Origin of the sequence: Geopseudomonas aromaticivorans (assembly GCF_019097855.1) — a bacterium.
Classification (GTDB): domain Bacteria; phylum Pseudomonadota; class Gammaproteobacteria; order Pseudomonadales; family Pseudomonadaceae; genus Geopseudomonas; species Geopseudomonas aromaticivorans.
In genome coordinates this window covers 48,626-74,559 of record NZ_JAHRGL010000016.1, presented here as the reverse complement: position 1 = coordinate 74,559, position 25,934 = coordinate 48,626, and the positions used below count along the sequence as shown (strand labels likewise).

Below are 25,934 nucleotides of genomic sequence, written 5' to 3'. Positions count from 1 at the left end.
TTGCGGGAGCGACGGCTCGGGACCTCCTCAGCGCTGCAGCGGCATCAGCTTGTCGTCGAAGTCATTCATGCTCGGGAACACCAGCGGCTGCTGGTCGTCGAGCGTGTGCAGGTGGCGGCCGTAGTCGGCGAGGATCTGCGCACGCGCCTCGGCACTGACGTAGGGCACGTGGTAGCCGATGAAGGGCGGCAGAACCTCGAAGCCGCAGTAGGCCAGAGAGCCCTGCAGCAGCGGGCGCAGCAGGGTGTGGATTTCGCCGTGGATCGCCTCGGCGCCGAACATGTGCTCGCGCCCGCCGAGGGTCAGCGCCACCAGTGCACGCTTGCCGCGCATGCCGCCGCGGTCGTAGATGCGCTTGCCGCCGTAGAACACCCCGGAAATCATCACCCGGTCGATCCAGCCCTTGAGGATCGCCGGTTCGGAGAACCAGTACAGCGGGAAGTTGAGGATCAGCAGGTCGCACCACTGCACCTTGGCGATCTCGGCGGCGATGTCCTCCGCCAGGGTGCCAGCCTCGAAGTTGTGGCGCTGCTCCAGGGCGTAGACCAGATAGTCCGGGTTGGCCCGGCAGCCGAAGTCGGCGGCGCTGGCCACCGGGTTCCAGTTCATCGCGTAGAGGTCGGAGACCTGCACCTCGTGGCCCGCGCCGCTCAGTTGCTCGACGGCGCAATCCTTGAGCGCGGCGTTGAACGAGCGCGGCTCGTGGTGGGCGTGGACGATCAGTACCTTCATGCGCGCTTCTCTCCTGTCGGTGAATCTGTTCGCGGGCAATCATGTGGTGGCGAACTCATTCGCCACACTACCTCGGAAAGGCGAATGAATTCGCCCCTACAGGCTCAGGTGATTTCCCGGCGCTTTGGTCGGTGCCAGCGGCATCAGCCCCTTGCACATTGCCTTGTGCAGCTTGCCGACCACCTTGAGGCTCAGGCTGCTCTGTGCCTGGACACAGCAGGCCAGCACGATGCCGTGCTCCTGCTCGTCGCGGCTAACGTGCTGGCGGCTCATGGTGCGGGTGGTCTGGTAGACACCGCTGGTGACCTGCACCTTGCACACTCCGCAGCCGCCGCCGCGGCAGCCGACCGGAATGCCCTTGCGGCCGAGCCTGGCCATGCCGTTGAGCACGGTTTCCTGCTCGTCGCAGGCAAAGCGCTCGCCGGTGTCCTCGATGAGGATTTCATGCTTCATGGCCAGCGCCCTCCTCTGCCGCCTTGCGGGCCTGCACTTCGTCCGCGCGCAGCACACTGGCTGGCGCGCCGCCGATGGACCAATCCTCCGGTGCCACCCGCTGGCAGCGGCCGCGCACCAGCTCGCGGCGCACGCCGAGCACTTCCACCAGCAGCTCGGTGAAGCCCTGCGACAGACGCTGGCGATCCTCCAACGAGCGGCCGTCGAGGACGATGAATTCGAAGAACGGTGCGTGCAGCCCGTTGCTGCTGCTCAGCTCGCCGGCGACGGCGAACTGATTGGTGGGATAGGTGGTGATGAAAGCCCGCACCCGCTCCATGGGCGCCTTGAGCACTTCGCTGTACAGGCGCGAAGCCTCTTCGAGCAGGCGTTGGTCCTGCTCCGCGGAGCTATGCCCCGCCAGCAGATGGAAGTTCACGACAGGCATGGCGCATCTCCAATTATTGTTATTTGCGCGGTCAGTCCGGAGCCAGCGTAGGGTGCGCCGTGCGCACCGCAAGTGCCATTGTGCGCACGGCGCACCCTACAGGGCTACGGTAAGCCGCGACGCCGCCCCGAATCCAGCATCAGAGTCGAGCCGGTCATCGCATCGGCTTCCGGCGCCAGCAGCAGCGACACCGCCCAGGCCACCTGCTCCGGGGTGGTGAGGGCACCGATGGACGACTCGGCGCACATCTCGGCCAGCACGGCATCAGTGGTAATCCCGCGCAGCGCGGCGCGGTCGGCGGCGACGCGGTGCAGGCGCTCGGTATCGGCCGGGCCGGGGGCGATCAGGTGCGCGGTGATGCCGCGCGGGCCATAGGCGAGGCTGAGCTGGCGGCTGGCGTTGGCCAACGCAGCGTTGGCCACCCCGGCCGCCGCGGCGTAGGCAGTCGGCTCGAAGCCGTAGTGGCCGCCGATGGCGACCAGCCGCGAGCCCTTGACCAGCCGGCCGTCCACCGCGCGCACCAGGCGCAGCAGGCCGCCGACCTTGATGTTCACCGCATCGACCAGAGCGCTGGTTGGCGCGTCGAGCACACCGCCGGCCACCGCCACGCCCGGCCCGTGCACGATCATGCGCACCGGGCGGTCGAGGATGGCGGCGATCTGGGCGATGGACTCATCGCTGGCAATGTCGGCCACGCAGGCGATCACGCCGGGATGGCGGCTGGCCAGCGCGTCGATGCTCGCCGCGCTGCGCGCCACCGCCACCACGTCTAGGCCTGCGGCGCACAGCCGGGCGACTATCGCCTGGCCGAAGGCGCCGGTGGCGCCCACCACCACGGCCAGTTCCTTGTTTGCACTCATGGTCACCTCCAGAAACAGCAACGCCGGACAGGTTGCCCCGTCCGGCGTCAGTCTTAAGCGCTCTTCAGCAGCCCGCGCTCCTTGGCCATGGTCATCGCGGTGTCGAGGATCATGTCCTCCTGGCCGCCGATCATCTTCTTGCGGCCCAGCTCGACCAGGATGTCGCGCGCCGGCACGCCGAAGCGCTCGGAAGCGCGCTTGGAGTGCAGCAGGAAGGTCGAGTAGACGCCGGCGTAGCCGAGGGTCAGCGACTCGCGGTCGACACGCACCACGTGCTCCATCATCGGCACGATGATGTCTTCGGCCACGTCCATCAGCTTGAACAGGTCGACGCCAGTCTCGATGCCCATGCGCTCGCACACCGCGGCGAACACCTCCAGCGGGGTGTTGCCGGCACCGGCGCCGAGGCCCGCCGCCGAGCCGTCGATGCGGCTGGCGCCGGCTTCGATGGCGGCGATGGAGTTGGCGATGCCCATGCCCAGGTTGTGGTGGCCGTGGAAGCCGATCTCGGTTTCCGGGTTGAGCACTTCACGCAGGGCGCCAATGCGCGCCTTGACGTCCTCGGGCAGCATGTAGCCGGCGGAGTCGGTGACGTACACGGTCTGCGCGCCGTAGGACTCCATCAGCTTGCCCTGCTTGGCGATGCCGGCCGGGTCGTTGAGGTGGGCCATCATCAAGAAGCCCGAGGTGTCCATGCCCAGCTTGCGGGCGAAGGCGATGTGCTGCGGCGAGGTGTCCGCCTCGGTGCAGTGGGTGGCCACGTGCACGCTGCGCGCGCCGCAGTCATAGGCCGACTGCAGTTCCTTCATGGTGCCCAGGCCCGGAATCAGCAGCACCGAGACCTTGGCCTGCTTCATCTTGGCAGCGACGGCGGAGATGTACTCCTCGTTGCTGTGCGGGGCGAAGCCGTGCTGCAGCGAGTTGCCGCCCAGGCCCGCGCCGTGGGTGACCTGGATGTAGGGCACGCCGGAGTCGTCGAGGGCGGTGGCGACCTTGACCATCTGCTCGATGCTGATCTGCTCGCGCTTGGCATGCATGCCGTCGCGCAGGCACATATCGTGGAGGATGACCTTGCGGCCTTTGAGACTGTTGGACTCGCTCATCACGCGACCTCCGGGGTTGGCAGCTGGATCTTTCCGGCGAGGATCTCCTCGGCGAACATCTCGGCGGTACGGGTGGCCGCCGCGGTCATGATGTCGAGGTTGCCGGCGTAGGTCGGCAGGTAGTCGCCGAGGCCGGCCACTTCCATGAACACCGCGACCTTGTTGCCGTCGAACAGCGGGCCATTGACCAGCCGGTAGCCCGGCACGTACTTCTGTACCTCGCCGATCATCTCGAGGATCGAGGCGGTGATGCGCTCCTGGTCCGGCTCGTCGTCGGTCAGGCAGGAGATGGTGTTGCGCATGATCATCGGCGGCTCGGCCGGGTTGATGATCGCCAGCGCCTTGCCCTTGCGCGCGCCGCCAACCTTCTCGATGGCGTTGGAGGTGGTGTAGGTGAACTCGTCGAGGTTGGCGCGGGTGCCCGGGCCGATCGACTTGGACGCCAGGCTGGCGACGATCTCGGCGTAGCCGACGCTCTGGATGCGCGACACCGCGTGGACGACCGGGATGGTCGCCTGGCCGGCGCAGGAGATCATGTTGACGTTCATCTCCAGCTTCTCGGCGTGCTGGCGCAGGTTCACCGGCGGCACGCACAGCGGGCCGATGGCCGCCGGGGTCAGGTCGATCATCAGCACGCCCAGCGCGTTGAGCTTGCGGCTGTTCTCGGCGTGTACGTAGGCCGAGGTGGCGTCGAAGGCGATCTGGATGTTGTCTTCCAGCACGTGCGGCAGCAGGCCGTCCACGCCATCGCTGGTGGTCTTCAGGCCCATGTCGCGGGCGCGCGCCAGGCCTTCGGACTCGGGGTCGATGCCGACCATCCACACCGGCTCCAGCACTTCGCTGCGCTGGAGCTTGTAGATCAGGTCGGTACCGATGTTGCCCGAGCCGATCAGTGCACAGCGGATCTTCTTCATTGTCCCTGCTCCTGCAGTGCGGCGCGCTGCGGCTTGCTCAGCCCGGCGACGTAAAACTCGTGCTCGCGGTGTTCGGTGATCAGGATGCGCACGGTTTCCGGGCTGCAGTCCAGGCTGTCGGCGACCGCGGCGGTAACGGCAGCGGCAACGCGCTGCTTCTGCTCGACGGTGCGGCCTTCGATCATGTGCATTTCGATGATGGGCATGGGGGTACTCTCCAGATTCTTGTTATTCGGTGAAGCGCATGGATACGGAGCCGAGTTCCTGGAAGCGGGCGACCACGCTGTCGCCCGGCTTGACCGGCACGGCCTCGGTGATCCCGCCGCTCATCACGAAGCTGCCGGCCGGCAGGTTCTCGCCCAGTTCGGCGAGGATGTTCACCAGCATCGCCACCGCCTCGGCCGGATGACCGAGCACCGCGGCGCTGGCGGCCATGCCGACCAGCTCGCCGTTCTTCTCCATCACCACGCCGAGGGTGCGCAGGTCGAGATCCTCGACGTAGCGCGGACGACCGCCGCCGACGAAGCGCGCCGAGGAGCCGTTGTCGGCGATCACGCTGGCCAGGTCGAACTTGAAGCCGGAGAAGCGCGAATCGATGATTTCCACCGCCGGCAGCACGTAGTCGGTGGCGGCCAGCACGTCAGCCGCCGTGCAGCCCGGACCCTGCAGGGTTTCCTTCATGACGAAGGCCACTTCGCACTCGACGCGCGGGTGCACCAGGTCGGAGGTGGTGATCGCCGAGTTCTCCGGGCGCGCCATGCGGTCGGTGAGGAAGCCGATGGAGGGCACGCTGACGCCCATCTGCTGCATCTTCGCCTTGGAGGTCAGCCCGGCCTTCCAGCCGACCAGCTTGTGGCCCTTGGCGATGAAACGGCGGCGCAGCTCGCTCTGCACGGCGTAGCCGTCGGCGATGGTCATGTCCGGGTATTCGTCGGTGAGCTTGGGGATCGCGTAGGCGCGAGTCTGCGCCCCTTCGACGCGCTCGCACAGGCGCACGATGTCCTCGCGGGACAGGGTCAGGTTGCTGCTCATGCTGCGCTCCTCCCGGAGAATTTCACCCGGCAGCTACCGAGGCCGCCCACCGTGCACACCAGTTCGTCGCCATCGACCACCGGCACCAGCGCCGACTGCGAACCGGAAAGGATCACCTCGCCGGCCTTAAACGGGATGCCCAGTTCGCCGAGGGTGTTGGCCAGCCAGGCCACCGCGTTGGCGGGCGAGCCCTGCACCGCGGCGCCGACGCCGGTGGAGAAGATCTCGCCGTTCTTTTCCAGCACCATGCCGGCCAGGGTCAGGTCCAGCTTGCGCGGGTCGCCCTTGGTCTTGCCCAGCACGTACACACCGCAGGAGGCGTTGTCGGCCACGGTGTCCTGGATCTTGATCTGCCAGTTGGTGATGCGCGAATCGACGATCTCGAAGCACGGCAGCACGTAGTCGGTGGCGCGGATCACGTCCATCGCGGTGATGCCCGGGCCCTTGAGGTCATGCTTGAGCACGAAGGCCAGCTCCGCCTCGGCCTTGGGCTGGATCAGGCCGCCGAGGTCGATGGTGTCGCCCTCGTGGTAGACCATGCCCGAGGTGAGGATGCCGAAGTCCGGCTGGTACACGCCGAGGAAATCCTGCACCGGCTTGCTGGTGGCGCCGATCTTCTTGCCGACCACCGTCTCGCCGGCCGCAAGGCGGCGCGCGACGAAGCGCTGCTGGATGCGGTAGGCATCCTCGATGGTGATGTCCGGCTCGCGGCTCAGCAGCGGCGGCACCGCACGGCGGGCGACGAAGGCTTCGTAAAGCTCGTCACCGTATTGCTCGATCTTGTTGTTATCCATGTCGTTCTCACAAGGCTTCGACGGGGTTACCCCCTCTCCCACCCGTGGGAGAGGGGCGTCAGATTCAGAGCTTCACGCAGACGTTGCGCGTCTCGGTGTAGAACTCCAGCGAGTGCACCCCACCCTCGCGGCCGATGCCCGACTGCTTGGAGCCGCCGAACGGGGTGCGCAGGTCGCGCAGGAACCAGCTGTTGATCCAGGTGATGCCCACCTCGACGCGCGCCGCCATGCGGTGGGCGCGGGCCAGGTCGTTGGTCCAGATGGTGGTGGACAGGCCGTAGACGTTGTCGTTGGCCAGCGCGACCACCTCGTTCTCGCTGTCGAACGGACGGATGTGGCAGCACGGGCCGAAGATCTCTTCGCGCACCACCGCCGCGTCGTCGGACAGGCCGGTCCAGATGGTCGGCTGCACCCAGGAACCCTCGGCCAGCTCGCCTGGCATCTCCGGCACGCCGCCGCCGGTGACCACGGTGGCGCCCTCTTCCACCGCCTTGCGGTAGTAGGACAGCACCTTGTCGCGGTGCTCCTGGCTGATCAGCGGGCCGTAGTTGGCGTTGTGATCGTCCGGGCGACCGAACTTCACCGCCTCGGCCTTGACCTTCAGCGCCTGCACGAAGCGCTCGAAGATCGGCCGCTCGACGTAGACGCGCTCGGTACCCAGGCACACCTGGCCGGAGTTGAGGAAGGCGGAGCGGAAGATGCCGTCCACCGCCGCGTCGAAATCGGCGTCGGCGAAGACGATGCCGGCGTTCTTGCCGCCCAGTTCGAAGGACACGTCGCGCATGCCTTCCGAAGCAGCCTTCATGATTGCCGCGCCGGTGCGGGTCTCGCCGGTGAAGGTGATGGCGTTGACGCCCGGATGCTGGGTGATGAACTCGCCGGCCGAATCCGGACCGAAGCCGTGCACCACGTTGTACACGCCCTTGGGAATGCCCACGGCGTTCATCACCTCGCCGAGCAGCGCGGCGGTCTGCGGCGACTCCTCGGACGGCTTGACGATAACGGTGTTGCCGCAGGCCAGCGCCGGGCCGACCTTCCAGGTCATCAGCATGAACGGCGCGTTCCACGGGCAGATCACGCCGACCACGCCCTTGGGCACACGCATGGAATAGTTGAGGGCACCGCGACCATCCGGGGTGGCCATCTGGAAGGACTCGCTGGCGACGTTCTTGATCACGTCGGCGAACACCTTGAAGTTGGCCGCGCCGCGCGGGATGAACACATGCTTCTGGACGTGCGCGGGCTGGCCGGTGTCAGCCATCTCGGCCTCGACGAAGTCGTCGAAGCGGCGGGTGATCTCGTTGGCCACGCCGTACAGCAGCTCGACGCGCTGGTCAGTGCTCAGCCCGCCCCACTCGCCGTTGAGCGCGCCACGCGCAGCCTTGACCGCCGCATCCACCTCGGGACGGCCAGCTTCGCTGATCGAAGCGATCACGCGATTGTCGAGCGGCGAACGCTTGTCGAAACGCTTGCCGCTGGCAGCGGCGACGTACTCGCCGGCGATGAAGTTCTCAATCTTGCGCATGGTCACTCCGCGTTGTTGTTCTAGAGGGTGGCCAGCCGGTGCGACCGGGGTGGTGGTCGGAGTGGCTGGGCCTTGGGAGTGAGCATAAGGAGGGGTTGCGATACCGGCTAATACTTTGTTTCTTCTGATTGAATACCCTGTAGGTATCGAGTCAGGCGCATCAGCCTCTGGTCAAAACGGCCTTGAACCGCTCAGAATCGGGGTTCTGCTTCCGGCACCGGGTTGGTGCTGCCTTCGTTGAGAAAAGGAATAGTCGTCAGCTATGACTCCCTGCAAAAGCGCATAGACACCTCTCATAATAAACATAACCAAGCTCAATCAATCGTATTTGCCTTAAAATCACACACCCCGATAGGGTTTTCTTGAAATAAACAAGGGAAAGTTATGAAAAAAGAAAAAGGTACGCACCCTATATCAGACATGAGATTGGCACGCCCAATCATTTATATAGACAAATCAACCAACAAGGCAATAACACTCCAAAGGAGCGAAGTCTTCACAATTAATGATTGCGAGATAATATTTCCGGCGCCAAATAATGTTTCATTATTTGCAAGCATTGCAAAAAAAGAAAGGCAGCAAGCAAAAAACATCCACTCCAGCTTGATTGCAAAAAACATAAAAACCAAAAAAGCATTTGATGTTAAAGATAAAGACATAACTAGGCTATTCAATTATTTCGAGCACATTCAAAGCAGCATAATAGCCATATACACGGCAATAGAGGCATTTGCAAATATCGCCATCCCCGCAGATTTCACACACACCTTTAAAAACAACAAGGGCATAACCGAAACATGGAACAAGGCCGCCATAGAGCGGTGGTACAAAACTAGCGACAAAATTTCAGAATTACTCCCAAAAATTCTAGGTAGCGAGTCGCCTAAAACCATGGCCAACTGGTCAAAATTTAAGGACCTTGAAAACATAAGGAACGAAATAATTCATCAAAAAACGAAGCAAAGCAGCGGCGAAAAAAATATTGACTCATCATTTCTCGGAACTCTTTTAAGCAATGAAATATTCAACACGATAGATTCCGGATTTGAATTAATCTCCTTTTTCTGCCAGAAAGATACATATCACTCATTCTTTCCCATGGGGTTCAGTGATGCACACCTAAAACCTATCGAGGTAGACAGCTTTACAGATAGCTTTAAACTGCATCGCAAAGCCGAAGAGTAGAGTCCCATTGAAAATTGGGCAGATTTATTTTCCATGCGACCGACACATCTAGAGCATTAAGCCAACTCTGCGTCAACTGCTCAGACCCACGAACTCGCCACGTGCTGAGCCTTACTCGCTGGGACTATCATGGTCTTATCCGGCCGCGGTCCTGCGGCCACACATGGCGCAGGACATGAAACGCCCGGGGAGTATCAACGATGGGGAGCACAAGCCTTCATCCCAGCGGAACCAGAGGGTCACGTACTGACCCGACGTTGACCGCTGCGGCCAAGGGTCAAGGCCCCGGAGCTGAGTCGTCCAGCGACTACCGTGCGGTCGCCCTCTTCATCGGCGGCGCCGGCGACAAGAAGTCCTACTACCTCGCCGGCCCCTACCGCAACATCGCCTATGCGCTGGACGCATTCGAGCAGCGCATCGAGGCGGCCGGACAGGCGGAGAACTTCCAGTCGCTCTATCTGGGCTATCACGAGGTGTGGAGCGCGTCCGCCATCGGCCGGCTGGTGGCGACCGAAGTGCAGGATCAGAACACGCCCATCTATATCGTCGGCCACAGCCTCGGCGCCTGGAGCGGCGCGCATCTGTCGCAGCGGCTCAGCGAATGGGGCTATCGGGTGGAGATGCTGGTGACCCTGGACCCGGTGGGTTCGGGGCTGCTGGTGCGGCTGGGCTCGCGGATTCCCTACCACCGGCCGGCGCCGCACTGCCACTGCTGGATCAACGTGCGCGCCGAGCCGGGACGGTCGAATGCTTCGGATCTGGTGGCGCAGCTGGGGCGCAAGTGGCATGTCGCCGGCGAGCCGGATATCGACGAGGCGCTGGACACCAATCACGCCAATGCCTGGGCGCTGTTCTGCAATCCGCTGCACGACGGTCGCTCGGCGGCCGACCATATGTTCGAGTCGATTGTCGGCCAGTTGCACGGCTGATCCGGCAGGCCAGTCGGAATCCGTGCGAGCGCACGGATTTTTACTGTTCGAGCTATCAAGTCCGGCCGAATCCTTGCGTTCGCAAGGATTCGGGGGGTGTTCAGCCGGGCATCTTCGCAAAATGCGGCAGGTCGTCCAGCGGCTTGCCCCACGGCTGGGCGCTGTCGCAGTAGATGTGCATTGTCGGGCTGACGGCGGCCGGGTCGTCGAGGCTGGCGGCGCGGATGAATTGCAGGTCGGGCAGCACAGCCACGTCGGAGAACAGCGGCGAGCCACAGTCGGGGCAGAAGTGGCGGACTACCGGATTGCCGCTGTCGCCGGTGGTGGCGTAGGTGCTGGTCGGCCCCTTGTGGGTGAACGCAGCGCGGGGCACGGCGAATACCGTGGACATGGCGGCGCCGCTGGCGCGCTGGCAGTCGCGGCAATGGCAGTGCGCGACGATGACCGGCTCGGCTGTGGACTCGTAGCGAACGGCGCCGCAGGCGCAGCCGCCAGCCAGTTTCCTTTCACTCATCCTGTCTTTCCTTTTGCAGAGACAAAAAAACGGCCGCCCGTGGGCGGCCGCAAAGGGTGACTCAGATCGCCTTGAACAACGGGCTGCGCACCTGCTGCGCATCGGCCGCCGAGATGAACTTCTCGGTGTAGATGTCGCGTTCGAACAGGCGGCCCTGCATCAGGGTGGTGATGCAGGAGTCGATCATCAGCGGCGGACCGCACAGGTAGGCCTTGTGGCCGCGGAAGTCGTTGGCGAAGTATTCCTTGGCCGCCTCGTGAACGAAGCCGCGGAAGCCCTGCCAGTCGCTGCCTTCGGGCTCATGGGAGAGCGCCGGCACGTACTTGAAGTTGGGGTGCTGCTCGGCCAGGGCGAGGAATTCGTCGTGGTAGTACAGCTCGCTAAGGTTGCGCTGGCCGTAGATCAGGGCGATCGGCTTGTCGAAGCCTTCGGCGAGCAGGTCGAGGATCATCGAGCGCGGGCTGGACAGGCCGGAGCCGCCGGCCATGAAGATCACCGGCACGTCGGCGGACTTCTTGACGAAGAAGCGTCCGTAGGGGCCGCTGATGGTCAGGCGGTCGCCGACCTTGAGCTGCTCGTGCACGTAGGTGGTGCCGCGACCGCCGGGGACGATGCGGATGTTCAGCTCGATCTCGCCACCCTCTTCCGGCGCGTTGGCGATGGAGAAGGCGCGGTGCCCGATGCCGTCCGGCAGCACCAGGTTGACGTACTGGCCGGCCTGGAAGTGCATGCCCTCGGGCGCGTCGAGCTTGAGCCAGAGGCCCTTGATGGTCGGGGTCAGGCTCTCGATGCGGCTGACCGTGGCGGGGAAGTCGCGTACCGGCAGGTTCTCGGCGTCCGGGTCTTCCTCGATCTCGGCCTCGATGGTGATGTCGCTCTGCGCGGTGGCGCAGCACGCCAGGCACTTCTGCTCTTCGCGCTCGAAGTCCATCAGGGCGAAGCTGGAGGCTTCGCCGTGTTCGATCTCGCCGTTGGTGACCTGCACCTTGCAGGTGGCGCACAGGCCGTGGCAGCAGGCGTGCGGCAGGTAGATGCCGGCGCGCAGCGCGGCGTCGAGGATGGTCTGGCCTTCCTCGATCTCGATGGTCTGGCCAAGCGGCTCGATGGTCAGTTCGTAGCTCATGACGCGCCCTCCCCTCAGTTCGCCGACACCAGGCTGTTCAGGCCCGGGGTACGCATGCGCAGCTGTTCCTTGTGGCCGATGCCGTTGGCGGCCAGGCTGGCCTCGAAGTTCGGCACCCAGGGCTGGCCTTCCTTGAGCCACTCGACCTTGTTCCAGTCGATGGCGGCGGTGTCCGGGTCGGCCTGCAGCAGCGGCAGCAGGTGGCTTTCGATCAGCTCGCCGAAGGTGGCCTGCGGCGGCAGGCAGAACATGATGGGGGCACAGATCAGCAGGTGGTGGTCCCAGCTGATGAACACCAGTTGCTTGCCGTGGAAGTTCTCCACGCGGTCGCGGGGGATGCCGACGTATTCTTTGCGGGCGACTACGGTCATGTTCGTATTCCTTCTTGTTGTTCTGTGCGCGGCGCGGCCGGAGCGCACTCCGGCCGCGCCGCCTTGCATTACTGGTTAGTGGTGGACTGGGCGCGCCACTGCTCGAAGTTCTGGCGGTCCTGAGAGGTGGCGAAGTCGCCGTTGTCCTGGCCATCCTTGAGGAACACCCAGTCCATCCACGCGCCGAGGTCGCCCTTGAGCTCCTGCATCAGCCCCGGCATCGGCAGCCAGGCCTGGATGTACTTCTCCGGCTCGTTGTCGAACACATCCTTGCAGCCGTCGGAGCAGAAGTGGTAACGATCGCCCTTGTACACCGACTCGCGGTGGCAGGTCAGGGTCGGGTCGCCCGGCTCGGTGAACAGGGTCGGCAGCTGGCAGCACTGGCACAGCTTGGGCAGGCCGAAGTTGTTGAACGGCGCGCCTGTGGCGGCTTCGTGCTTCTTGATGTGCTCCCAACGCGGGCGGTAGTACTTGTCGAAGGTGGTCGGGTACTTCTTCGACAGCCAGTCCATGTCCTCGTCGGACGGGATCCACACGTGGAAGGAGGTGCCGAACTTCCACTGGTAGAGGCCCAGCATGAGCTGGTGGGACATGTGGTCGATGGCCTCTTCGGCCTGGTCCCAGCCCTTGGGCGCACGGATGCCGTAGCGGGCCAGGTCCTTGAACAGCGCGGTGCCGTTCTCGATGCCGTAGATGTTCCAAGCTTCGCGCCAGGACATCACGCGCTTGGGCAGCATGTAGTCCATCATGGTGCTGACCAGGCTCAGCACGCGGATGCCGCGCCAGAACCACTTGTCGATCCAGGCCTGGACGATCGGCAGGTTGTCCGGGTCCTGCTCGAGCATGAACTTGATGCACTCGAGGCCCAGGGTCATGTGCCGTGCCTCGTCGGACTGCGCCGAGAAGCCGAAGGTGACGGTGGCCATGTCGCCGTTGTAGGCGGCACCGGACATGAACGGCACGAACAGCAGGTTGGTCAGCACGTATTCGAAGCTGAAGCCGATGGCGATCATGAATTCGAACGGGCCGGCGGACATGGCGTCGTCGAAGAACGAACGGGCCACCGAGGTGTACCAGATGCGGTCGCGGTGTTCGGCGAAGGCGTGGAAGCCGTTGTAGAACTTGTTGTAGTTGGACAGCGCGTGGATCTGCGTCTGCGCGTGGCGGATCTCGTCGATGGCCTGCATCTGACAGGCGACCTGGGTGCCGACACCGGGGAACTCGCGGCCAACGCGGGCGAAGCCCTTGTGCGCGGAGTACTCAGCGGGGCTGATGGCCTGCAGGAACACCTTCAGCGCCGACAGGTAGCGGGCGTCGGTGATGTTCAGGTGGCCGTTGTTCTGCGCATGGGCGTCGATGATCGCGTAGAACTTGCGCTCCTTCTCGGCCTGGTACTTCCAGTAGGCGTCCATGGTCAGGCGGAAGGGATCTTCCCACTTGTCCCAGTCGTGGATCTTGATGCCTTCGTACTGCACGTAGGGGAATACTTCCTCGTGGCTGCGGTAGGTCGGCTCCCAGCCCAGATCGCGGGTGAACAGCTTGTACTTGTCTTTCAGGCTGAGCTTCTTGGCGGCGGTTTTCATGTCCATGGCGGGATCCTCTCTCAGCTGTTCCAGGTCAGGGTCAGGGTGTCTTCGTCTTCGTCGACGTTGCCTGACAGCGTGATCAGGTTGATCTGCAGTTCCTGCAGATCGAAGCTGCGACCGAGCTGCTCCTCGATGGTGTCCTTGCGGATCACCAGGCGGTTCGGCGCATCGATCTTGACCATCGCCGGCTCGCGGTTGACCACGGCATGGGGGTTGTCGATTTCGATCGCCTCGATGATCGGGCGAGTGTCTTCGTTGGCTTGCAGGGCAATGAATACGGTGGACATGGGTGAGCCTCTCAGAGCGCGATGCCGGTTTTTTCGATGCGCGCCTTGAAGGCGGCCACTTGTTCGCTGACCAGGTCGTCGGCGTCGGCGCCGAACACCTGCTCCACCACCGGCAGCAGTGCCGATGCAGCGCGGCACTTCCAGGCGTTGATCCACTCCTGCAGCTGGGCGCGGTTGGCCTCGGACTCGCCGGCGGCGACCTTGAGCACGGCATCCACCCACTTCTTGGTTTCGTCGAACCAGTCGGTCATGAACTGGGTCAGCATGGCCACCGAGGAAGCGCCACGGCTGGCCAGGTGCTCGTCGACGATGCGCTCGTAGACCAGCGGGTAGAGCAGGCCATCGAGGGCGACGTTCTGCGCCACGAACAGCTCGAACGGATCGCGCAGCGCCAGGCAGTCCTCGACGTAGCGGCGCAGCGGCTGCCAGGCCTCGCCATCGAGCCAGGCGGCCTTGCCAGCTTCCAGCGCCTCGGTGCCGCCGAGCAGCAGGCCCAGGCGCGACAGGTACTGGGCGATGCCCAGGTTGTCCATGGCGTGGTAGATGCACGGCTGGGTGAAGGTGGTGCCGTAGCCGTAGCCGCAGATGAAGGTGTTGTTCTGGTTGGCGCCCCAGGCGGCGTGGCGCAGCGGCACCAGCAGGTCGAGGGCGATCTGGCGCAGCTCGGCCGGCAGCAGGTCGGTCAGGCCGCGGCTTTCGACGAAGCTGAAGTTGGCCTCCATGCTGTCCTGCTGGCGGGCGCGGGCCAGGGTGTAGGTGCTGTAGTAGAACTGGCGCGGGTCTTTGAGGGCGTACCAGTCCTGCATGACGATCTTGGTGATGCCGGTGTCGTACAGCGCCTGATCCGGGTCCCAGGTCGGCCGGTAGTGCAGGTTCTCGGCGGCCTGGATGTCGTAGCTGCCTTCCTGGTAGCGCGAGGCAGGCTTGTCGCCAAAGCGGCGGGCCAGGTGGTCGAAAGTCTGGCGCAGCGGCTGGATGCTCACCGTGCGAAGGTCGATTTGCATACTTGTTCTCCTGCTGACGCTGCGCGGTACGCAGCGCCGTTCTTGTTGTTCTTGTCAGTGCTCAGGCTTTGAAGCGGGTCTGGGTGGCGTCGGCGAGACTCCAGTTCCAGTCGCTCGGCTCGTCCGTCCCTGTGCCCTCTTCCTTCGGCGGCAGCATCTGCACCTGGTTGGCCGCGCAGAACTCGGCGAAGGCTTCCGGGGTGAGGATCATCTCCACACAGAGGTCGGGCTCGCCGATGGCGAAGTCGAACTCGATGAAGCCGTTACCTCGCTCGCCGGTCACACGGACCCAGCGCTGCCGGGTGTCGAGGTTGGCCGGCACCATTTCCACCAGTTGCTCGGGACGGTTCATGGCCGGTCTCCTCAGGTCACTACGGTGAGGAAGGTTTCGTGCAGCTTGCGCTGCGGGTAGTCGAGGCCCTGGCCGAAGTTGTCGAAAGTCCAGGTGATCGGCTCGTAGTCGGGGTACGGCTGGTAGCCGCCCATGAAGGTCTCGAAGCGGTTGCCGGAGGGGTCCCAGGCGTAGATGGTGCAGCCGCGGGTGACGCCGTGGCGGGTCGGGCCGATGTCGACGTTGACCAGGTTCATCGACATGATGTCGCCGGCGCGCAGCACCTGCTCCCAGCTCTCCATCAGGAACGAGCAGTGGTGCAGCTTGCCCGGCTCCGGGTATTCGGCGAAGGCGATGTCGTGGACCTTGTGGGAGCAGGACAGCCAGATCGCGGCGTTACCCTGGCCGTCCGGGGTGAGCACGCGCTCGACCAGGTAGAAGCCCAGCACCTCGGTGAAGATCTTCTGCACTTCGGCGACGTTCGGCCCGTACAGCAGGGTGTGATCGAGGCGCACCGGGCCGATGCCGTGCTCGCGGGCCTGGGTCCAGGGGGCAGGGTTGACCAGGCCGGCACCGTTGCCGACTGCGGTCTTCTCGGCGTACAGCTCGATCAGGTGGCCGGAGGGCAGCTCGAAGCGCACACGCTCGCCGGTCTCCAGCAGGTCGCCGGCCGGGATACGGGTGGTGGTCAGACCGTAGGCCTGCAGATCGGCGTCGAGTTGCTCGAGAGTGGCCTTGTCGAGCACCTTGAAGCCGAAGAAGTCGATGCCGGCCTCGTCGGCCTCGCGGATCACGTAGCTGTGGTGATCGCGCTCGTCCCAGCACTTGAAGTAGACGCGACCCTGCGCGTCACGCCCGGTTTCCACCAGGCCCAGCACGTCGCGGTAGAAACGGACGCTTTCCTCGAGATTGAGCACGCGAACCTGGGCATGGCCCGGCCGCAGCACACCAGTCATCGCCATTTGTTGTCTCCATTATTTGGCTTGATGCGGTTTTGTAGTCTGCGGGCTTTCTACTGACATCCCGGCAGACAATCTTGCTTTCAACGTCATATACATTGCAGGGACGGTGCCAACTTATTTAAGTGACTGTTTTTAAAGGATTTATCAGGAAATCACCGGATCTGTGACCAACTCTGCGCATGACGCTTTTGTCCGCGGGGCCCAGGCGCCTTACAAAAACGTAAAGGTGCGGCGCACAAAACAACGGGCTGCAGCAGGTGCTTGGCGGGGCATGGAGGGCGCAAAGGAGCGGAATGCGCGGAGAAGATGCGCCCCGGACGCTGGCAGGCCAGCAGCCAATCCATGAAAAGGGAGACGGCGCGGGTTTCAGGTACCCGCGCCGGCCAGCGACAGCGCGCACTGTACGTTTTGGTCACGCCAAGCGGGGTAAGCGCCTGATGTTTGTGTCCGGCGTGGCGGTAGGACTTGGGTAGGGTGCGCCGTGCGCACCGGGACCACGCTGCCCCATGGTGCGCATGGCGCACCCTACGGTTCAGCGCCCGGCGCGCTGGCCGCGGCTCACGCCCTGTAGTAGGTTCGGTGGCCTAGCGGATTTCAGGGAGGATCGTCATGGCCAGCACAGAAGAAGTCGCTGCATTCATTGCCGCCGAGTTCCCGCAGACCAAATGCACGGTGCTGGAGGTCGGCAATGGCGGTGCCACGGTATCGCACCAGATCGGCCATGGTGAGTTGCGCCCCGGCGGCACTGTGTCCGGCCCGGTGCTGATGAGCATCGCCGATGTCGCGCTGTACGTGGCGATCCTCGGCGAGATCGGCCTGGTGCCGATGGCGGTGACCACCAGCCTGACCATCAATTTCCTGCGCAAGCCAGCGGCGGACCGGAGCATTGTGGGGGTCTGCAAGCTGATCAAGGTCGGCAAGTCTCTGGCGGTCGGTGAGGTCTACCTGTATTCGCAAGGCTCAAACGACGCCGTGGCGCATGTGGTCGGCACCTACTCCATTCCGCCGCGCCGGCAATGACGAGACTGCGCCTTTCCGAAACCGGGTAGGCGCGTCGAATCCGTATCAGTCGCTAGCTTCCAGCGCGCACGCCCCCGCCTCCCCTCCGGCCTGCTTGAGCCGATAGGCCAGTTGCCGGCGGGTGATGCCGAGCAGGCGAGCGGCGTGGGTCAGGTTGCCGTCGGCGCGGCGCACGGCCAGCTGGAGCAGGCGGTTCTCGTGGGCCTGCAGATCGAAATGATCGTCGAGCAGGGTGTCGTAGAGCTGCTCGCGGCGCGCCTCCTCGGCATTGCCCACCTGGCCCTTGCCGTCGACGGCCACCCCTTGCGGGGTTGCTGGCGCGTTGCCGGCGAACAGGTGCTCCAGTTCGATCTGCCCGCCGGACGGCGCCAGCAGCACGGCGCGCTCGACCAGGTTCTCCAGCTCGCGCACGTTGCCCGGCCAGTTGTAGGCCATCAGCGCCTGCATGGCGCGGTCGGTCACGCCATTCAGGGTCTTGTTGTAGGTCGGCGCGTACTTCTCCAGCAGCGAGCTGACCAGGATAGGGATGTCCGCCTTGCGGTCGCGTAGCGGCGGGATCGCCACCGGATAGGTGGCCAGCCGGTAGTAGAGGTCGGCGCGGAAGCGCCCATCGGCAATCGCCTGCTGCAGGTTGACGTTGGTCGCCGCCACCAGGCGCACGTTGACCTTGCGGGTCTTGTCGTCGCCGAGGCGCTCGACCTCGCCGGTCTGCAGCACGCGCAGCAGCTTTACCTGCGCCGACGGTGACAGGTCGCCCAGTTCGTCGAGGAACAGGGTACCGCCGTCGGCGCGCTCGAAGCGGCCGGGGCGCGACTGCTGGGCGCCGGTGAAGGCCCCCTTCTGCACGCCGAACAGCTCGGACTCGATCAGGTCGTTGGGGATCGCCGCGCAGTTGACCGCCACGAACGGCTGCTTGGCGCGGTCGCTGTTCTCATGCAGCCACTGGGCAAACACTTCCTTGCCGACCCCGGTCTCGCCGAGCAGCAGCACGGTGATCGGGCTGTGGGCGGCCTTGCTCAACAGGTCGAAGGCGGTGCGGAACGCCGGCGAGCCACCGACCAGCTTGCCGCTCGGCATCTGCTCGCGCTGGCGGCCGCGCAGCTGCCAGAGCTCCTGCGCCAACTCCTGGTAGGCGGTGTCCATCTCGGCCGGGCGGCAGTATTCGAGGTAGGCATCGTCGCCCCAGGCCTCGACCGGCTTGCCGACCAGCACGCAGTGGTGGTCGCCGCAGCAGGTGCACTGGGTTTCACGGAACACGATGAAGCGACGGAAGAAACGGGTAACGTAGCCGGAGGCATAGCCGGCCAGCGTCCAGCAGGCGGTTTCCTCACCAATGCCGTACTGCTGCAGGTGGGATTCGGCTTCCCAGGAGTTCTCGCAGACCACCTCGCCGAAAAAGGTACCCTGCTCCCAGTCGATCTGCGCCTCGGTGATGGTCGACTTGACCAGGCCCTCGAAGGCGTGCAGCTCCGGGCCGATCTGGAACACGTCGTAGTTTTCGCCTGCGCCCAGCAGCTTGGAGGCACGCTCGGCATCCTCCTGCCCGGCGGCGAAGCCCATGCGGAACAGCAGGCCGTGGGCCCGCTTGGCGCCGAGCGAATCGATCAGCTCGCGGCGCAGGGCGCCGAGGGCCTTGGCGTGAAGCAGCAGCATGCGGCTCTCGTCTAGCCAGATCTGCCCGTCATCGATGTTGAAGCGCAGTCTCGAACGCAGATTGAAGCGCTCGAGCGAGCGTTGTACTGCCATGTCAGTCATCCCCCGACCGGCTCGCGAATGGGCAAGGCGTGTCATTGCACTCCCCTGCCCGGCCCTTGGCCGGCTTTGTCTTGTTTTGGTCCCGTCTGAAACGGAACAGGCGGCCGACAACTTAAGTCATCGGCCGCCCGGATACCACTAGCGCTTGGTCAGACCGTTACAGACTTAGCTTGCAGCTGGGCCTGAGGCTGGCTCGGTCGCAGGAGGAAGTGCGCCAGTGCCGGTAGCAGGATCAGCGCGCCGAGCATGTTCCACACGAACATGAACGCCAGCAGGATGCCCATGTCGGCCTGGAACTTGATCGGCGACCAGACCCAGGTAGCGACCGCGATGCCCAGGGTGATACCGGTCAGCACCACCACCTTGCCGGTGAAGATCAGCGCCTTGTAGTAGGCCTCGGACAGGCTCATGCCCTCCTTCAGCCGCGCCAGGGTCACCGTCATCACATACAGAGCGTAGTCCACGCCGATGCCGACGCCGAGAGCGATCACCGGCAGGGTGGCGACCTTGACGCCGATGTTCAGCCACACCATCAGCGCCTCGCACAGCACCGAGGTGATCATCAGCGGCACGATAGCGCAGACCACCGCGCGCCACGAACGGAAGGTAATGAAGGCCAGCACGATCACTGCCGCGTAGACCAGGAACAGCATCTGCACGTTGGCCTTCTTCACCACGATGTTGGTGGCAGCCTCGATGCCGGCGTTACCGGCGGCGTTGAGGAAGCGCACCTCGTCGCTGCCGTATTTGGCGGCGAAGGCTTCCACGGTGTTGACCACGCTGGTCAGGGTGTCGGCCTTGTGGTCCTTGAGGTAGGCGTACACCGTCAGCAGGTCGCAGTTCTGGTTGAACATCTCGCGCGGGGCGCGGGTGATGATGGCGTTGAGCATGTCCTGCGAACGCGGCATCTCGAACCACTTGAGGCTGCCCTCGTTCATCCCGGCGTTGGCCACCTTGGCGAGGCCCGCCAGCGAGCTGGTCGCCTCGACGCCCGGCAACTGCTGCAGCTCGCGCTCCAGCGCATCCACCGCCGTCAGGGTGCTGTAGTGGGCGCAGGCGTATTGCGGGGTCTTGACCATGACGATGAACACGTCGCTGCTCGCCGCGTAGTTGGCGACCATGAAGGCGTTGTCCTTGTTGTAGCGCGAGTCAGCGCGCAACTCCGGAGCGCCCGGATCGGTGTCACCGATCTTCAGCTGGAAGCTGATGGTCAGGCCGATGGCACCCAGGATCAGGCCAAGGCCCACGGCCAGGCCGGCCCACGGCGTGCGGGTGAACAGGTCGAGGAAGGCCCAGAACGGGTGTTTCTTGTGCTCGACGTCATTGGCCTCCATCAACTCGGCCTTGAGGCTGCGCTGCGCGGCCACCGGGCTGACGCCGGTGTAGGACAGCAGGATCGGCAGCAGTACCAGGTTGGTGAAGATCAGCACGGCGACGCCGATGCTGGCGGTGATGGCCAGATCCTGGATCACCTGGATGTCGATCACCATCAGCACCGCGAAGCCCACGGCGTCGGCCAGCAGCGCGGTCATCCCGGCGAGGAACAGGCGGCGGAAGGTGTAGCGCGCCGCCACCAGCCGGTGGGTGCCGCGGCCGACGTCCTGCATGATGCCGTTCATCTTCTGCGCGCCGTGGCTCATGCCGATGGCGAACACCAGGAAGGGCACCAGCACCGAGTAGGGGTCCAGCTCGTAGCCGAGGGTCGGCAGCAGGCCGAGCAGCCAGACCACCGCGACCAGCGAGCAGAACACCACCAGCAGGGTGCTGCGCAGGCAGCGGGTGTACCAGTAGAGCACCGCGGTGCAGATGACGATGGCGGCGGCGAAGAACACCAGCACCTGGCGCAGGCCATCGATCAGGTCGCCGACCACCTTGGCGAAACCGGTGACGTGGATGGCGACCTTGTCCGACTCGTACTTGGCACGCAGTTGCTCGATGCGCTGCGACAGCGCGTGGTAGTCGATGCGCTCGCCGGTCTCGGCGATGCGCTCCTGCAGCGGCACCAGCACGATGCTCGACTTGTAGTTGGCGGCCACCAGCTGGCCGATCTCGCCGGAACGCTCGACGTTGATGCGCACCTGTTCGAGGCTCGACGCCGAGCCGTCGTAGTCGTCGGGGATCACCGGGCCGCCGTCCAGGCCGTCCTCGGTCACGCCGGTCCAGCGCACCGCCGGCGCCCACAGCGACTTCATGTACGGGCGGTCGACGCCGGGCAGCAGGAACACTTCGTCGCTGAGCTTGCGCACGGTGTCCATGTACTCGGCATCGAAGATGGTGCCCTCTTTAGCTTCCACGGCGATGCGCAGGGTATTGCCCATGCCGGCCAGCTGCTTGCGGTTCTCCAAGAAGTTGGCGATGTACGGGTGACCGGTGGGGATCATCTTCTCGAACGCCGCGTTCAGCGACAGGCCGAGCGCCTGGTAACCCAGCACCAAGGTGGTGAACAGGCAGATGACCACGATCGCCAGGCGGTTGTTGAACAGCAGCCGCTCGGCAAGGATCCCGGAATTCTGGTCGAACTCCTTCAGATCGGCGATGACCGCTTCGGCAGGAAGGGACTGGGCGTGGCTCATCATTTGACTCCCGAAACAATAGCGTCCGGCTCGACGCGGGACAGGCCGCGCGCGCCGGAAAGAATCAGCGCGCCATCGGCGGCTTCGGCGATACCGGTCAGGCCCGTGCCCGGCTGTACGGCCAGGGCAACGAAGCTGCGCGCGCCATCGGTGCTGCGCAGCAGGCGACCGCTCTCGTCGGCGAGCAGCACGGAGCCATCCTGCAGTTGGCGCCCGGAACTGATGGTCACCGGCTGGCCGAGCTCGACCCGCTGCCAGTTGGCGCCACCGTCGGCGCTGCGCCAGGCGTTGCCACGCAGGCCAAAGGCCAGCAGCGCATCGCCGTCGAGAGCGAGCGCGCCGAAGAAGGTGCCGGCGTAGGGCGTGCGGATCTCGGCGAAGCTGGCGCCGGCGTCGGCGGAATGGAACAGGGCACCCTGCTCACCGGCGATCAGCACCTCGCTGCCGTTGACCTGCACCTGGTACAGGTGCTTGCCGCGCGGATTGGGAACCCGCCCGACCAGCGACTGCCAGGTCTTGCCACCATCGGCGGTATGCAGGGCCAGGCCGTAGGCGCCGACCACGTAGCCATGCAGCTCATCGGTAAAGCGCACGCCGAGGAAGGGCTTGTCCGGGCCGTCGCTGACCAGATACTCGGCACTGCGCAGCGCAGCGGCGGCACCCTCCTCGCCCGCTTCGACGCGGATCCGGGCATCGTCGCGAACCAGCACTGCCACCTGGTTGCCGTCGAGCTGTCGTTGCCAGGTTTCGCCGCCATCGGCGCTGGCCAGCACCACACCGCTATGCCCCACCGCCCAGCCATGGGTCGCCGAGGCGAAATGCACGTCGGTCAGCGCCACGCTCACCGGCACGCTTTTGGCCTGGCGCCAGGAGCGCCCGGCGTCGTCGGACAACAGCACGGCACCGCGCTCACCTACTGCCACCAGTCGCTCACCGGCGCGAGCGACGGCGAGCTGCAGGCTGTGTTGCGCCCGCGCGCTTTCCCGCGCAGGGAGGTCGAGCAGGTCAGGCACGGTCGGCCCGCTTGCTGCGTTGGAAGGGCCTGCCAGGCAGGCGAGGGAGAGCATGGCGACGGCCAGGGCCGTGCGCCGGCGGAGCGGATTTAGCGCGTGCATGGTGCTTACTCGAATCCGACTCCCCGCCTCCGCTGCGCCGTCAAGCACGGCGCCTGCGGGGTGGGAGAGTCATGAGAGGGAACTCCGGCACCCCCGCCTGGGGCTGAAGTGCCGGAACTGCGGCCGGAAAGCGCGTCTCAGCGCACGCCTTCGGCGGCTACTGCATCACCGGTGTAGTGAGTCTCCGGCTTGCGCGCATCAACCTTGTAGGTGGCCTCGTTGAGCGACTGGGTGGTGCTCATGGTGTTGGCCTGCAGGTTGAAGATGTGCGCGGGCTTCAGAGCCAGCATCGGCGTGGACGGCAGCACGAACGGGGTGATCTGGGTGGTGCGCCACAGCTTGCCCTCGCTGTCGTAGCCATCCATCAGCAGGACCATCCAGGAGTCCTCGTCGAAGTAGTACTTGCGCTTGGCTACGGCATGACGCTTGCCGCCCGCCACGGTCGCTTCCACTTCCCACACGCGGTGCAGTTCCCAACGCACCTTGTCCGGGTTCAGGTGGTGCTGACCGTAGGCCTCGTCCAGCTTGGCGGTGACCACCTCGTTGGCGTTGTAGGGCACGTACATCTCTTTCTTGCCGACCAGCTTCCAGTCGAAGCGGTCGATATGGCCCATCAGGCCCATCACCTCGTCGAAGTAGTTGGCGCCGGAGGCGACGAAGTCCGGGGTGTCGTAGGCCACGGTCGGAGCACGGCGCACGCGGCGCTGGCCGACCAGGTACTGCCAGGCCTGGCGCGACTGGGCGACGTCGATGCTGTCGCGGAACACCAGCGATTCGCCAGCCTTGAACGGCGGAGCGGTGGTGGCGAAGCGCATCAGGAAGTACTCGCCGCTCCACTTATCCGCAGAGCCATCCTTGTAGTAGTAGGGATACTGGTTGGACTGGTCGTTCTGGGTCGCCAGGGTGCGCGAACCATCGGCGGTGAGGACGATGTTCTTGAAGTTGGTTACATCGGTGGCTTCGTTCTCGACCCGCAGCAGGTGATTCCACACCACCTCGATGCCAGCCTTGGGAATCGGGAACGGGATGCCGCCGTAGCAGCCCTGCAGCGACTTGCCGTCGTCCTTGGTCTGGCACTGGGTGGCGTTCTTCGCCGTGTTGTCATACACGTACTGCGGCGCCACAGCGGTGCGGTGGGTCGGATAGACGTCGACGCGGAAGCTGTCCGGGTATTTCTTCAGCAGCGCCTGGGTGCCTTCGGAGAGCTTGTCGGCGTACTGCGCCATGTTCTGCGCAGTGATCTTGGCCACCGGCTTCTCGCCCGGGAACGGTTGTACCGGAATGTCGCCGACCTTGGCACCGGAGGTGGACACGCCCTGCTGGCCGGTCCAGGCCGGAATGCTGCCATCCTTGTTGGCGGCCTTCTCGCCGCCCAGCGGGTTGAGGTTGCCTTTCAGCGCAGCCGCTTCTTCAGCGCTCACTGCAGCATGTGCGCCCTGGGCGCTCATCAGTACGGCAGCCAATGCTGCCCACAAAGCCGTTTTCTTGTGCATTTTTATAATCCTCGACTCGGGGATATTCCGACTTAGAAAGTGCGCTGGATCGACATCGAAATGAAGTCGCGGTCGCCGTGGAAGTTGTCATAGGACAGCTCGGGGCGAGCTGTGCCGTACTTGATGACCGAGCCGTCCGGGCCGTAGTAGTGGGTGATACCCACGCTGGCCTGCCAGGTCTTCTGGTACTCGGCCTTCAGGCCGACGCTGACGTTGCCGCCGTGGTTGGCGGGGAACAGTGCACCGTTGACCGAGGAGCTGCCGAACAGGCCGTAGCTCACGCCGATCGGTACCTGCAGGTCGAGGCCCGGAGCCACCTGGAAGTACTCGGGGGTGAACACGAACTGCAGCGCGCCCGCGTCGCGAGTGGCCTCGGGGTCGAGCCCATTGCCGGTGCCGGGGGTGGTATCGCCTTCGTCGGTAACGCTCAGGCGGCGGTTGAAGGCAAATTCACCGATGAACGAGGCGCCATCCCAGAACGGGGTGGCGGCCAGCACGCTGATCGCCGACAGGTTCAGGTGCATGGTGCGCCCTTTCGGGAAGGCGGAGTGATCGCCGCCGTCGGCACTACCTATACCCATCGGCAGAATCACCGCGTTGCCGGTGGCCACCAGCGGCATGTCGTCGCGGAAAGACAGTTCGCCGGCGACGTTGGTCTCGCCAACCAGGGTGCTGAAGCTGAAGCCGATGGTACGGATGTCCTCGGCATACACCTGCTCGTAGAGGCCGCTGGTCGGGTACACGTAGAACTGCGGCATCTTGTCGTGGAACTGCGCCGCATAGATGCCGTATTCGGTATCGCCCGCCTTGAACTTGACCTGCACACCGCCCTGCCCCGAGTCGCGGGCTTCGATATCGTCGCCACGCAGTACCGAGAAGCCAGGCCCCAGGATCAGCGAATCGCCACCTTCGTCGACGAAGTCGGCGAAGCTGAAGTAGCTGCCGGCCCCCGGCAGACGGCTCTTGCGCCATTCCAGCTGGTAGTAGGCACCGATCGACACGTTGGAGTTGATCTGCAGCTGCCCGGAAACCTGACCGATCGGACGGAGGATTTCCTTGAACTGCGAGTTGGGCACCGACAGTGCCTTGATCAGGTCCAGCGAGGTCTGCGCCGCGGCGATGCCGTTGGAGCCGAAGAACAGGCTCTCGCCGTACAGCTGGGTGAAACGGCCAGCCTTGGCGTTGAGGTTCATGTCACCCGGAGTGAAGCTGCCGTAGACGAACGCGTCCAGCAGCTCGGCCTTGCGTCCGTGCAGCTTCTCGGTGTCATCGGTGAATTCGTCGTAGTCTACGCCGCGCGAGTTGACCAGTGCGCCCCCCAGCGCGCCGGGGTTGTCGTTGGACTTGTTGTAGACGTCGTCGTACCAGGCCGCACCGCTCAGGCGCAGGCCGTAGTTGCGCTTGTAGCGCAGGTCGAATTCGGAGAGCAGGTCGAGGCGGTTGGAAATCAGACCGCGGTCGAAATTCTGGTCGCCGTCGTTGGTATTGACCTGCGGGCCGTTGGTGGAGCTGTCGGCAACGTTGGAATCGACATCGCGCACACGCCAGGCAGCACTGTACTTGACGGTGTTGTCCCAGGAGATGCGGAAATCCGGATTGCCGGAGTCGATCTGGAAGGCGAATGCCGCACTGCTGACAGACAGGCCGGCACACACGCCAGCGAGCGGGAGAAATCCCTTTTTCAAACGAAACTTCGACAGACTGGCTCTGTGGTCCATGTCTTCATCCTCGAAAATCATTGTTGTTGTTGTGCTTTCGGTGTCCAGGCTTTCTTGATGCAGTGTTTCTGCAGCTCGCCCCCATATGCTTCGGACATGGTTGAGAAACTATTGCCCGGACGACTTAC

At 64.5% G+C, this 25,934-nt stretch carries 26 protein-coding genes; 3 read left to right on the top strand and 23 right to left on the bottom strand.

The features are described from left to right. Positions 1 to 27 precede the first annotated feature (27 nt). The 10 genes from KRX52_RS07040 to KRX52_RS06995 all read right to left on the bottom strand — a co-directional run bounded on the left by KRX52_RS07040 (position 28) and on the right by KRX52_RS06995 (position 7,840). Positions 28 to 732, bottom strand: a complete 705-nt coding sequence (locus KRX52_RS07040; RefSeq protein ID WP_217680987.1) for an NAD(P)H-dependent oxidoreductase — start codon at positions 730 to 732, stop codon at positions 28 to 30. A 96-nt stretch (positions 733 to 828) separates the two neighbouring features. Beyond that, complete coding sequence (locus tag KRX52_RS07035) at positions 829 to 1,185, bottom strand: 2Fe-2S iron-sulfur cluster binding domain-containing protein (protein WP_217680984.1); 357 nt, start codon at positions 1,183 to 1,185, stop codon at positions 829 to 831. Beyond that, positions 1,175 to 1,612, bottom strand: a complete 438-nt coding sequence (locus KRX52_RS07030) for a tautomerase family protein (RefSeq protein WP_217680983.1) — start codon at positions 1,610 to 1,612, stop codon at positions 1,175 to 1,177. Before KRX52_RS07030 ends, KRX52_RS07035 begins: the two co-directional genes overlap by 11 nt. Positions 1,613 to 1,716: 104 nt before the next feature. Then, entirely contained in the window at positions 1,717 to 2,472 is a 756-nt protein-coding gene (locus KRX52_RS07025; protein ID WP_217680982.1) for an SDR family NAD(P)-dependent oxidoreductase, read from the bottom strand. 53 nt (positions 2,473 to 2,525) lie between these two features. Beyond that, positions 2,526 to 3,578 carry a 4-hydroxy-2-oxovalerate aldolase gene (gene dmpG / locus KRX52_RS07020; protein WP_217680981.1) on the bottom strand — a complete coding sequence of 351 codons (1,053 nt, stop codon included), beginning with the start codon at positions 3,576 to 3,578 and terminating at the stop codon, positions 2,526 to 2,528. Then, positions 3,575 to 4,489 carry an acetaldehyde dehydrogenase (acetylating) gene (locus KRX52_RS07015; protein ID WP_217680980.1) on the bottom strand — a complete coding sequence of 305 codons (915 nt, stop codon included), beginning with the start codon at positions 4,487 to 4,489 and terminating at the stop codon, positions 3,575 to 3,577. Before KRX52_RS07015 ends, dmpG begins: the two co-directional genes overlap by 4 nt. Further along, positions 4,486 to 4,695 carry a tautomerase family protein gene (locus KRX52_RS07010; RefSeq protein ID WP_136488398.1) on the bottom strand — a complete coding sequence of 70 codons (210 nt, stop codon included), beginning with the start codon at positions 4,693 to 4,695 and terminating at the stop codon, positions 4,486 to 4,488. The genes KRX52_RS07015 and KRX52_RS07010 overlap by 4 nt, the downstream gene beginning before the upstream one ends. Positions 4,696 to 4,717: 22 nt before the next feature. Further along, the gene (dmpH, locus tag KRX52_RS07005; RefSeq protein ID WP_217680979.1) at positions 4,718 to 5,521 is read right to left on the bottom strand and encodes a 2-oxo-3-hexenedioate decarboxylase; all 804 of its coding nucleotides are present in this window, start codon (positions 5,519 to 5,521) and stop codon (positions 4,718 to 4,720) included. Beyond that, positions 5,518 to 6,315, bottom strand: coding sequence for a 2-oxopent-4-enoate hydratase (gene dmpE, locus KRX52_RS07000; protein WP_217680978.1), 798 nt, complete (start codon positions 6,313 to 6,315; stop codon positions 5,518 to 5,520). The genes dmpH and dmpE overlap by 4 nt, the downstream gene beginning before the upstream one ends. A gap of 64 nt (positions 6,316 to 6,379) precedes the next feature. Continuing rightward, the gene (locus KRX52_RS06995) at positions 6,380 to 7,840 is read right to left on the bottom strand and encodes a 2-hydroxymuconic semialdehyde dehydrogenase (RefSeq protein ID WP_217680970.1); all 1,461 of its coding nucleotides are present in this window, start codon (positions 7,838 to 7,840) and stop codon (positions 6,380 to 6,382) included. Positions 7,841 to 8,224: 384 nt separating this feature from the next. On the opposite strand from KRX52_RS06995, the gene KRX52_RS06990 reads away from it, so the two are divergent. After that, a complete protein-coding gene (locus KRX52_RS06990; RefSeq protein ID WP_217680962.1) occupies positions 8,225 to 9,025 on the top strand; it encodes a hypothetical protein in 801 nt (266 codons plus the stop codon). A gap of 257 nt (positions 9,026 to 9,282) precedes the next feature. Then, positions 9,283 to 9,954, top strand: coding sequence for an alpha/beta hydrolase (locus tag KRX52_RS06985; RefSeq protein ID WP_217680960.1), 672 nt, complete (start codon positions 9,283 to 9,285; stop codon positions 9,952 to 9,954). A gap of 100 nt (positions 9,955 to 10,054) precedes the next feature. Here the strand turns inward: KRX52_RS06985 and KRX52_RS06980 are convergent, their stop codons facing one another. The 8 genes from KRX52_RS06980 to KRX52_RS06945 form a co-directional block, all read right to left on the bottom strand. After that, the gene (locus KRX52_RS06980) at positions 10,055 to 10,468 is read right to left on the bottom strand and encodes a GFA family protein (protein WP_217680958.1); all 414 of its coding nucleotides are present in this window, start codon (positions 10,466 to 10,468) and stop codon (positions 10,055 to 10,057) included. A 61-nt stretch (positions 10,469 to 10,529) separates the two neighbouring features. Then, on the bottom strand, positions 10,530 to 11,591 hold the full coding sequence (locus KRX52_RS06975) for an NADH:ubiquinone reductase (Na(+)-transporting) subunit F (protein WP_217680956.1): 1,062 nt from the start codon (positions 11,589 to 11,591) through the stop codon (positions 10,530 to 10,532). 14 nt (positions 11,592 to 11,605) lie between these two features. Further along, positions 11,606 to 11,962: a phenol hydroxylase subunit P4 gene (locus KRX52_RS06970; protein ID WP_217680954.1), complete on the bottom strand. Its 357-nt coding sequence runs from the start codon at positions 11,960 to 11,962 to the stop codon at positions 11,606 to 11,608. A gap of 68 nt (positions 11,963 to 12,030) precedes the next feature. After that, positions 12,031 to 13,551, bottom strand: coding sequence for a YHS domain-containing protein (locus tag KRX52_RS06965; RefSeq protein ID WP_217680953.1), 1,521 nt, complete (start codon positions 13,549 to 13,551; stop codon positions 12,031 to 12,033). Positions 13,552 to 13,565: 14 nt separating this feature from the next. After that, a complete protein-coding gene (locus tag KRX52_RS06960; RefSeq protein WP_217680951.1) occupies positions 13,566 to 13,835 on the bottom strand; it encodes an MmoB/DmpM family protein in 270 nt (89 codons plus the stop codon). An 11-nt stretch (positions 13,836 to 13,846) separates the two neighbouring features. Beyond that, positions 13,847 to 14,839 carry an aromatic/alkene monooxygenase hydroxylase subunit beta gene (locus KRX52_RS06955; protein WP_217680949.1) on the bottom strand — a complete coding sequence of 331 codons (993 nt, stop codon included), beginning with the start codon at positions 14,837 to 14,839 and terminating at the stop codon, positions 13,847 to 13,849. 61 nt (positions 14,840 to 14,900) lie between these two features. Continuing rightward, on the bottom strand, positions 14,901 to 15,191 hold the full coding sequence (locus tag KRX52_RS06950) for a phenol hydroxylase subunit (protein ID WP_217680947.1): 291 nt from the start codon (positions 15,189 to 15,191) through the stop codon (positions 14,901 to 14,903). An 11-nt stretch (positions 15,192 to 15,202) separates the two neighbouring features. Continuing rightward, a complete protein-coding gene (locus KRX52_RS06945; RefSeq protein ID WP_217680945.1) occupies positions 15,203 to 16,132 on the bottom strand; it encodes a catechol 2,3-dioxygenase in 930 nt (309 codons plus the stop codon). Positions 16,133 to 16,741: 609 nt separating this feature from the next. Here KRX52_RS06945 and KRX52_RS06940 point away from each other — a divergent pair. Continuing rightward, positions 16,742 to 17,152 carry a PaaI family thioesterase gene (locus KRX52_RS06940; RefSeq protein WP_217680943.1) on the top strand — a complete coding sequence of 137 codons (411 nt, stop codon included), beginning with the start codon at positions 16,742 to 16,744 and terminating at the stop codon, positions 17,150 to 17,152. A 45-nt stretch (positions 17,153 to 17,197) separates the two neighbouring features. Here KRX52_RS06940 and KRX52_RS06935 read toward each other — a convergent pair whose 3' ends face one another. The 5 genes from KRX52_RS06935 to KRX52_RS06915 all read right to left on the bottom strand — a co-directional run bounded on the left by KRX52_RS06935 (position 17,198) and on the right by KRX52_RS06915 (position 25,806). Further along, positions 17,198 to 18,898, bottom strand: a complete 1,701-nt coding sequence (locus KRX52_RS06935) for a sigma-54-dependent Fis family transcriptional regulator (RefSeq protein WP_217680941.1) — start codon at positions 18,896 to 18,898, stop codon at positions 17,198 to 17,200. 158 nt (positions 18,899 to 19,056) lie between these two features. Further along, entirely contained in the window at positions 19,057 to 21,480 is a 2,424-nt protein-coding gene (locus tag KRX52_RS06930) for an efflux RND transporter permease subunit (RefSeq protein ID WP_217680931.1), read from the bottom strand. After that, the gene (locus KRX52_RS06925) at positions 21,480 to 22,595 is read right to left on the bottom strand and encodes a WD40/YVTN/BNR-like repeat-containing protein (RefSeq protein ID WP_217680929.1); all 1,116 of its coding nucleotides are present in this window, start codon (positions 22,593 to 22,595) and stop codon (positions 21,480 to 21,482) included. The genes KRX52_RS06930 and KRX52_RS06925 overlap by 1 nt, the downstream gene beginning before the upstream one ends. 137 nt (positions 22,596 to 22,732) lie before the next feature. Next, positions 22,733 to 24,088, bottom strand: a complete 1,356-nt coding sequence (locus KRX52_RS06920) for a DUF1329 domain-containing protein (protein WP_217680927.1) — start codon at positions 24,086 to 24,088, stop codon at positions 22,733 to 22,735. 32 nt (positions 24,089 to 24,120) lie between these two features. Continuing rightward, positions 24,121 to 25,806, bottom strand: coding sequence for a DUF1302 domain-containing protein (locus tag KRX52_RS06915; protein WP_217680925.1), 1,686 nt, complete (start codon positions 25,804 to 25,806; stop codon positions 24,121 to 24,123). Positions 25,807 to 25,934 lie beyond the last annotated feature (128 nt).

Bases quoted from the DNA above. Each gene is read 5' to 3' on its own strand.
- dmpH (WP_217680979.1), bottom strand. From the start codon at position 5,521: ATGAGCAGCAACCTGACCCTGTCCCGCGAGGACATCGTGCGCCTGTGC.
- KRX52_RS07025 (WP_217680982.1), bottom strand. From the start codon at position 2,472: ATGAGTGCAAACAAGGAACTGGCCGTGGTGGTGGGCGCCACCGGCGCC.
- KRX52_RS06925 (WP_217680929.1), bottom strand. From the start codon at position 22,595: ATGCACGCGCTAAATCCGCTCCGCCGGCGCACGGCCCTGGCCGTCGCC.
- KRX52_RS06920 (WP_217680927.1), bottom strand. From the start codon at position 24,088: ATGCACAAGAAAACGGCTTTGTGGGCAGCATTGGCTGCCGTACTGATG.
- dmpE (WP_217680978.1), bottom strand. From the start codon at position 6,315: ATGGATAACAACAAGATCGAGCAATACGGTGACGAGCTTTACGAAGCC.
- KRX52_RS06980 (WP_217680958.1), bottom strand. From the start codon at position 10,468: ATGAGTGAAAGGAAACTGGCTGGCGGCTGCGCCTGCGGCGCCGTTCGC.
- KRX52_RS06930 (WP_217680931.1), bottom strand. From the start codon at position 21,480: ATGAGCCACGCCCAGTCCCTTCCTGCCGAAGCGGTCATCGCCGATCTG.
- KRX52_RS06915 (WP_217680925.1), bottom strand. From the start codon at position 25,806: ATGGACCACAGAGCCAGTCTGTCGAAGTTTCGTTTGAAAAAGGGATTT.
- KRX52_RS06975 (WP_217680956.1), bottom strand. From the start codon at position 11,591: ATGAGCTACGAACTGACCATCGAGCCGCTTGGCCAGACCATCGAGATC.
- KRX52_RS06955 (WP_217680949.1), bottom strand. From the start codon at position 14,839: ATGCAAATCGACCTTCGCACGGTGAGCATCCAGCCGCTGCGCCAGACT.
- KRX52_RS06950 (WP_217680947.1), bottom strand. From the start codon at position 15,191: ATGAACCGTCCCGAGCAACTGGTGGAAATGGTGCCGGCCAACCTCGAC.
- KRX52_RS07030 (WP_217680983.1), bottom strand. From the start codon at position 1,612: ATGCCTGTCGTGAACTTCCATCTGCTGGCGGGGCATAGCTCCGCGGAG.
- KRX52_RS07040 (WP_217680987.1), bottom strand. From the start codon at position 732: ATGAAGGTACTGATCGTCCACGCCCACCACGAGCCGCGCTCGTTCAAC.
- KRX52_RS06935 (WP_217680941.1), bottom strand. From the start codon at position 18,898: ATGGCAGTACAACGCTCGCTCGAGCGCTTCAATCTGCGTTCGAGACTG.
- KRX52_RS06965 (WP_217680953.1), bottom strand. From the start codon at position 13,551: ATGGACATGAAAACCGCCGCCAAGAAGCTCAGCCTGAAAGACAAGTAC.
- KRX52_RS07015 (WP_217680980.1), bottom strand. From the start codon at position 4,489: ATGAAGAAGATCCGCTGTGCACTGATCGGCTCGGGCAACATCGGTACC.
- KRX52_RS06990 (WP_217680962.1), top strand. From the start codon at position 8,225: ATGAAAAAAGAAAAAGGTACGCACCCTATATCAGACATGAGATTGGCA.
- KRX52_RS06945 (WP_217680945.1), bottom strand. From the start codon at position 16,132: ATGGCGATGACTGGTGTGCTGCGGCCGGGCCATGCCCAGGTTCGCGTG.
- KRX52_RS06970 (WP_217680954.1), bottom strand. From the start codon at position 11,962: ATGACCGTAGTCGCCCGCAAAGAATACGTCGGCATCCCCCGCGACCGC.
- KRX52_RS06995 (WP_217680970.1), bottom strand. From the start codon at position 7,840: ATGCGCAAGATTGAGAACTTCATCGCCGGCGAGTACGTCGCCGCTGCC.
- KRX52_RS06960 (WP_217680951.1), bottom strand. From the start codon at position 13,835: ATGTCCACCGTATTCATTGCCCTGCAAGCCAACGAAGACACTCGCCCG.
- KRX52_RS07010 (WP_136488398.1), bottom strand. From the start codon at position 4,695: ATGCCCATCATCGAAATGCACATGATCGAAGGCCGCACCGTCGAGCAG.
- KRX52_RS07035 (WP_217680984.1), bottom strand. From the start codon at position 1,185: ATGAAGCATGAAATCCTCATCGAGGACACCGGCGAGCGCTTTGCCTGC.
- KRX52_RS06940 (WP_217680943.1), top strand. From the start codon at position 16,742: ATGGCCAGCACAGAAGAAGTCGCTGCATTCATTGCCGCCGAGTTCCCG.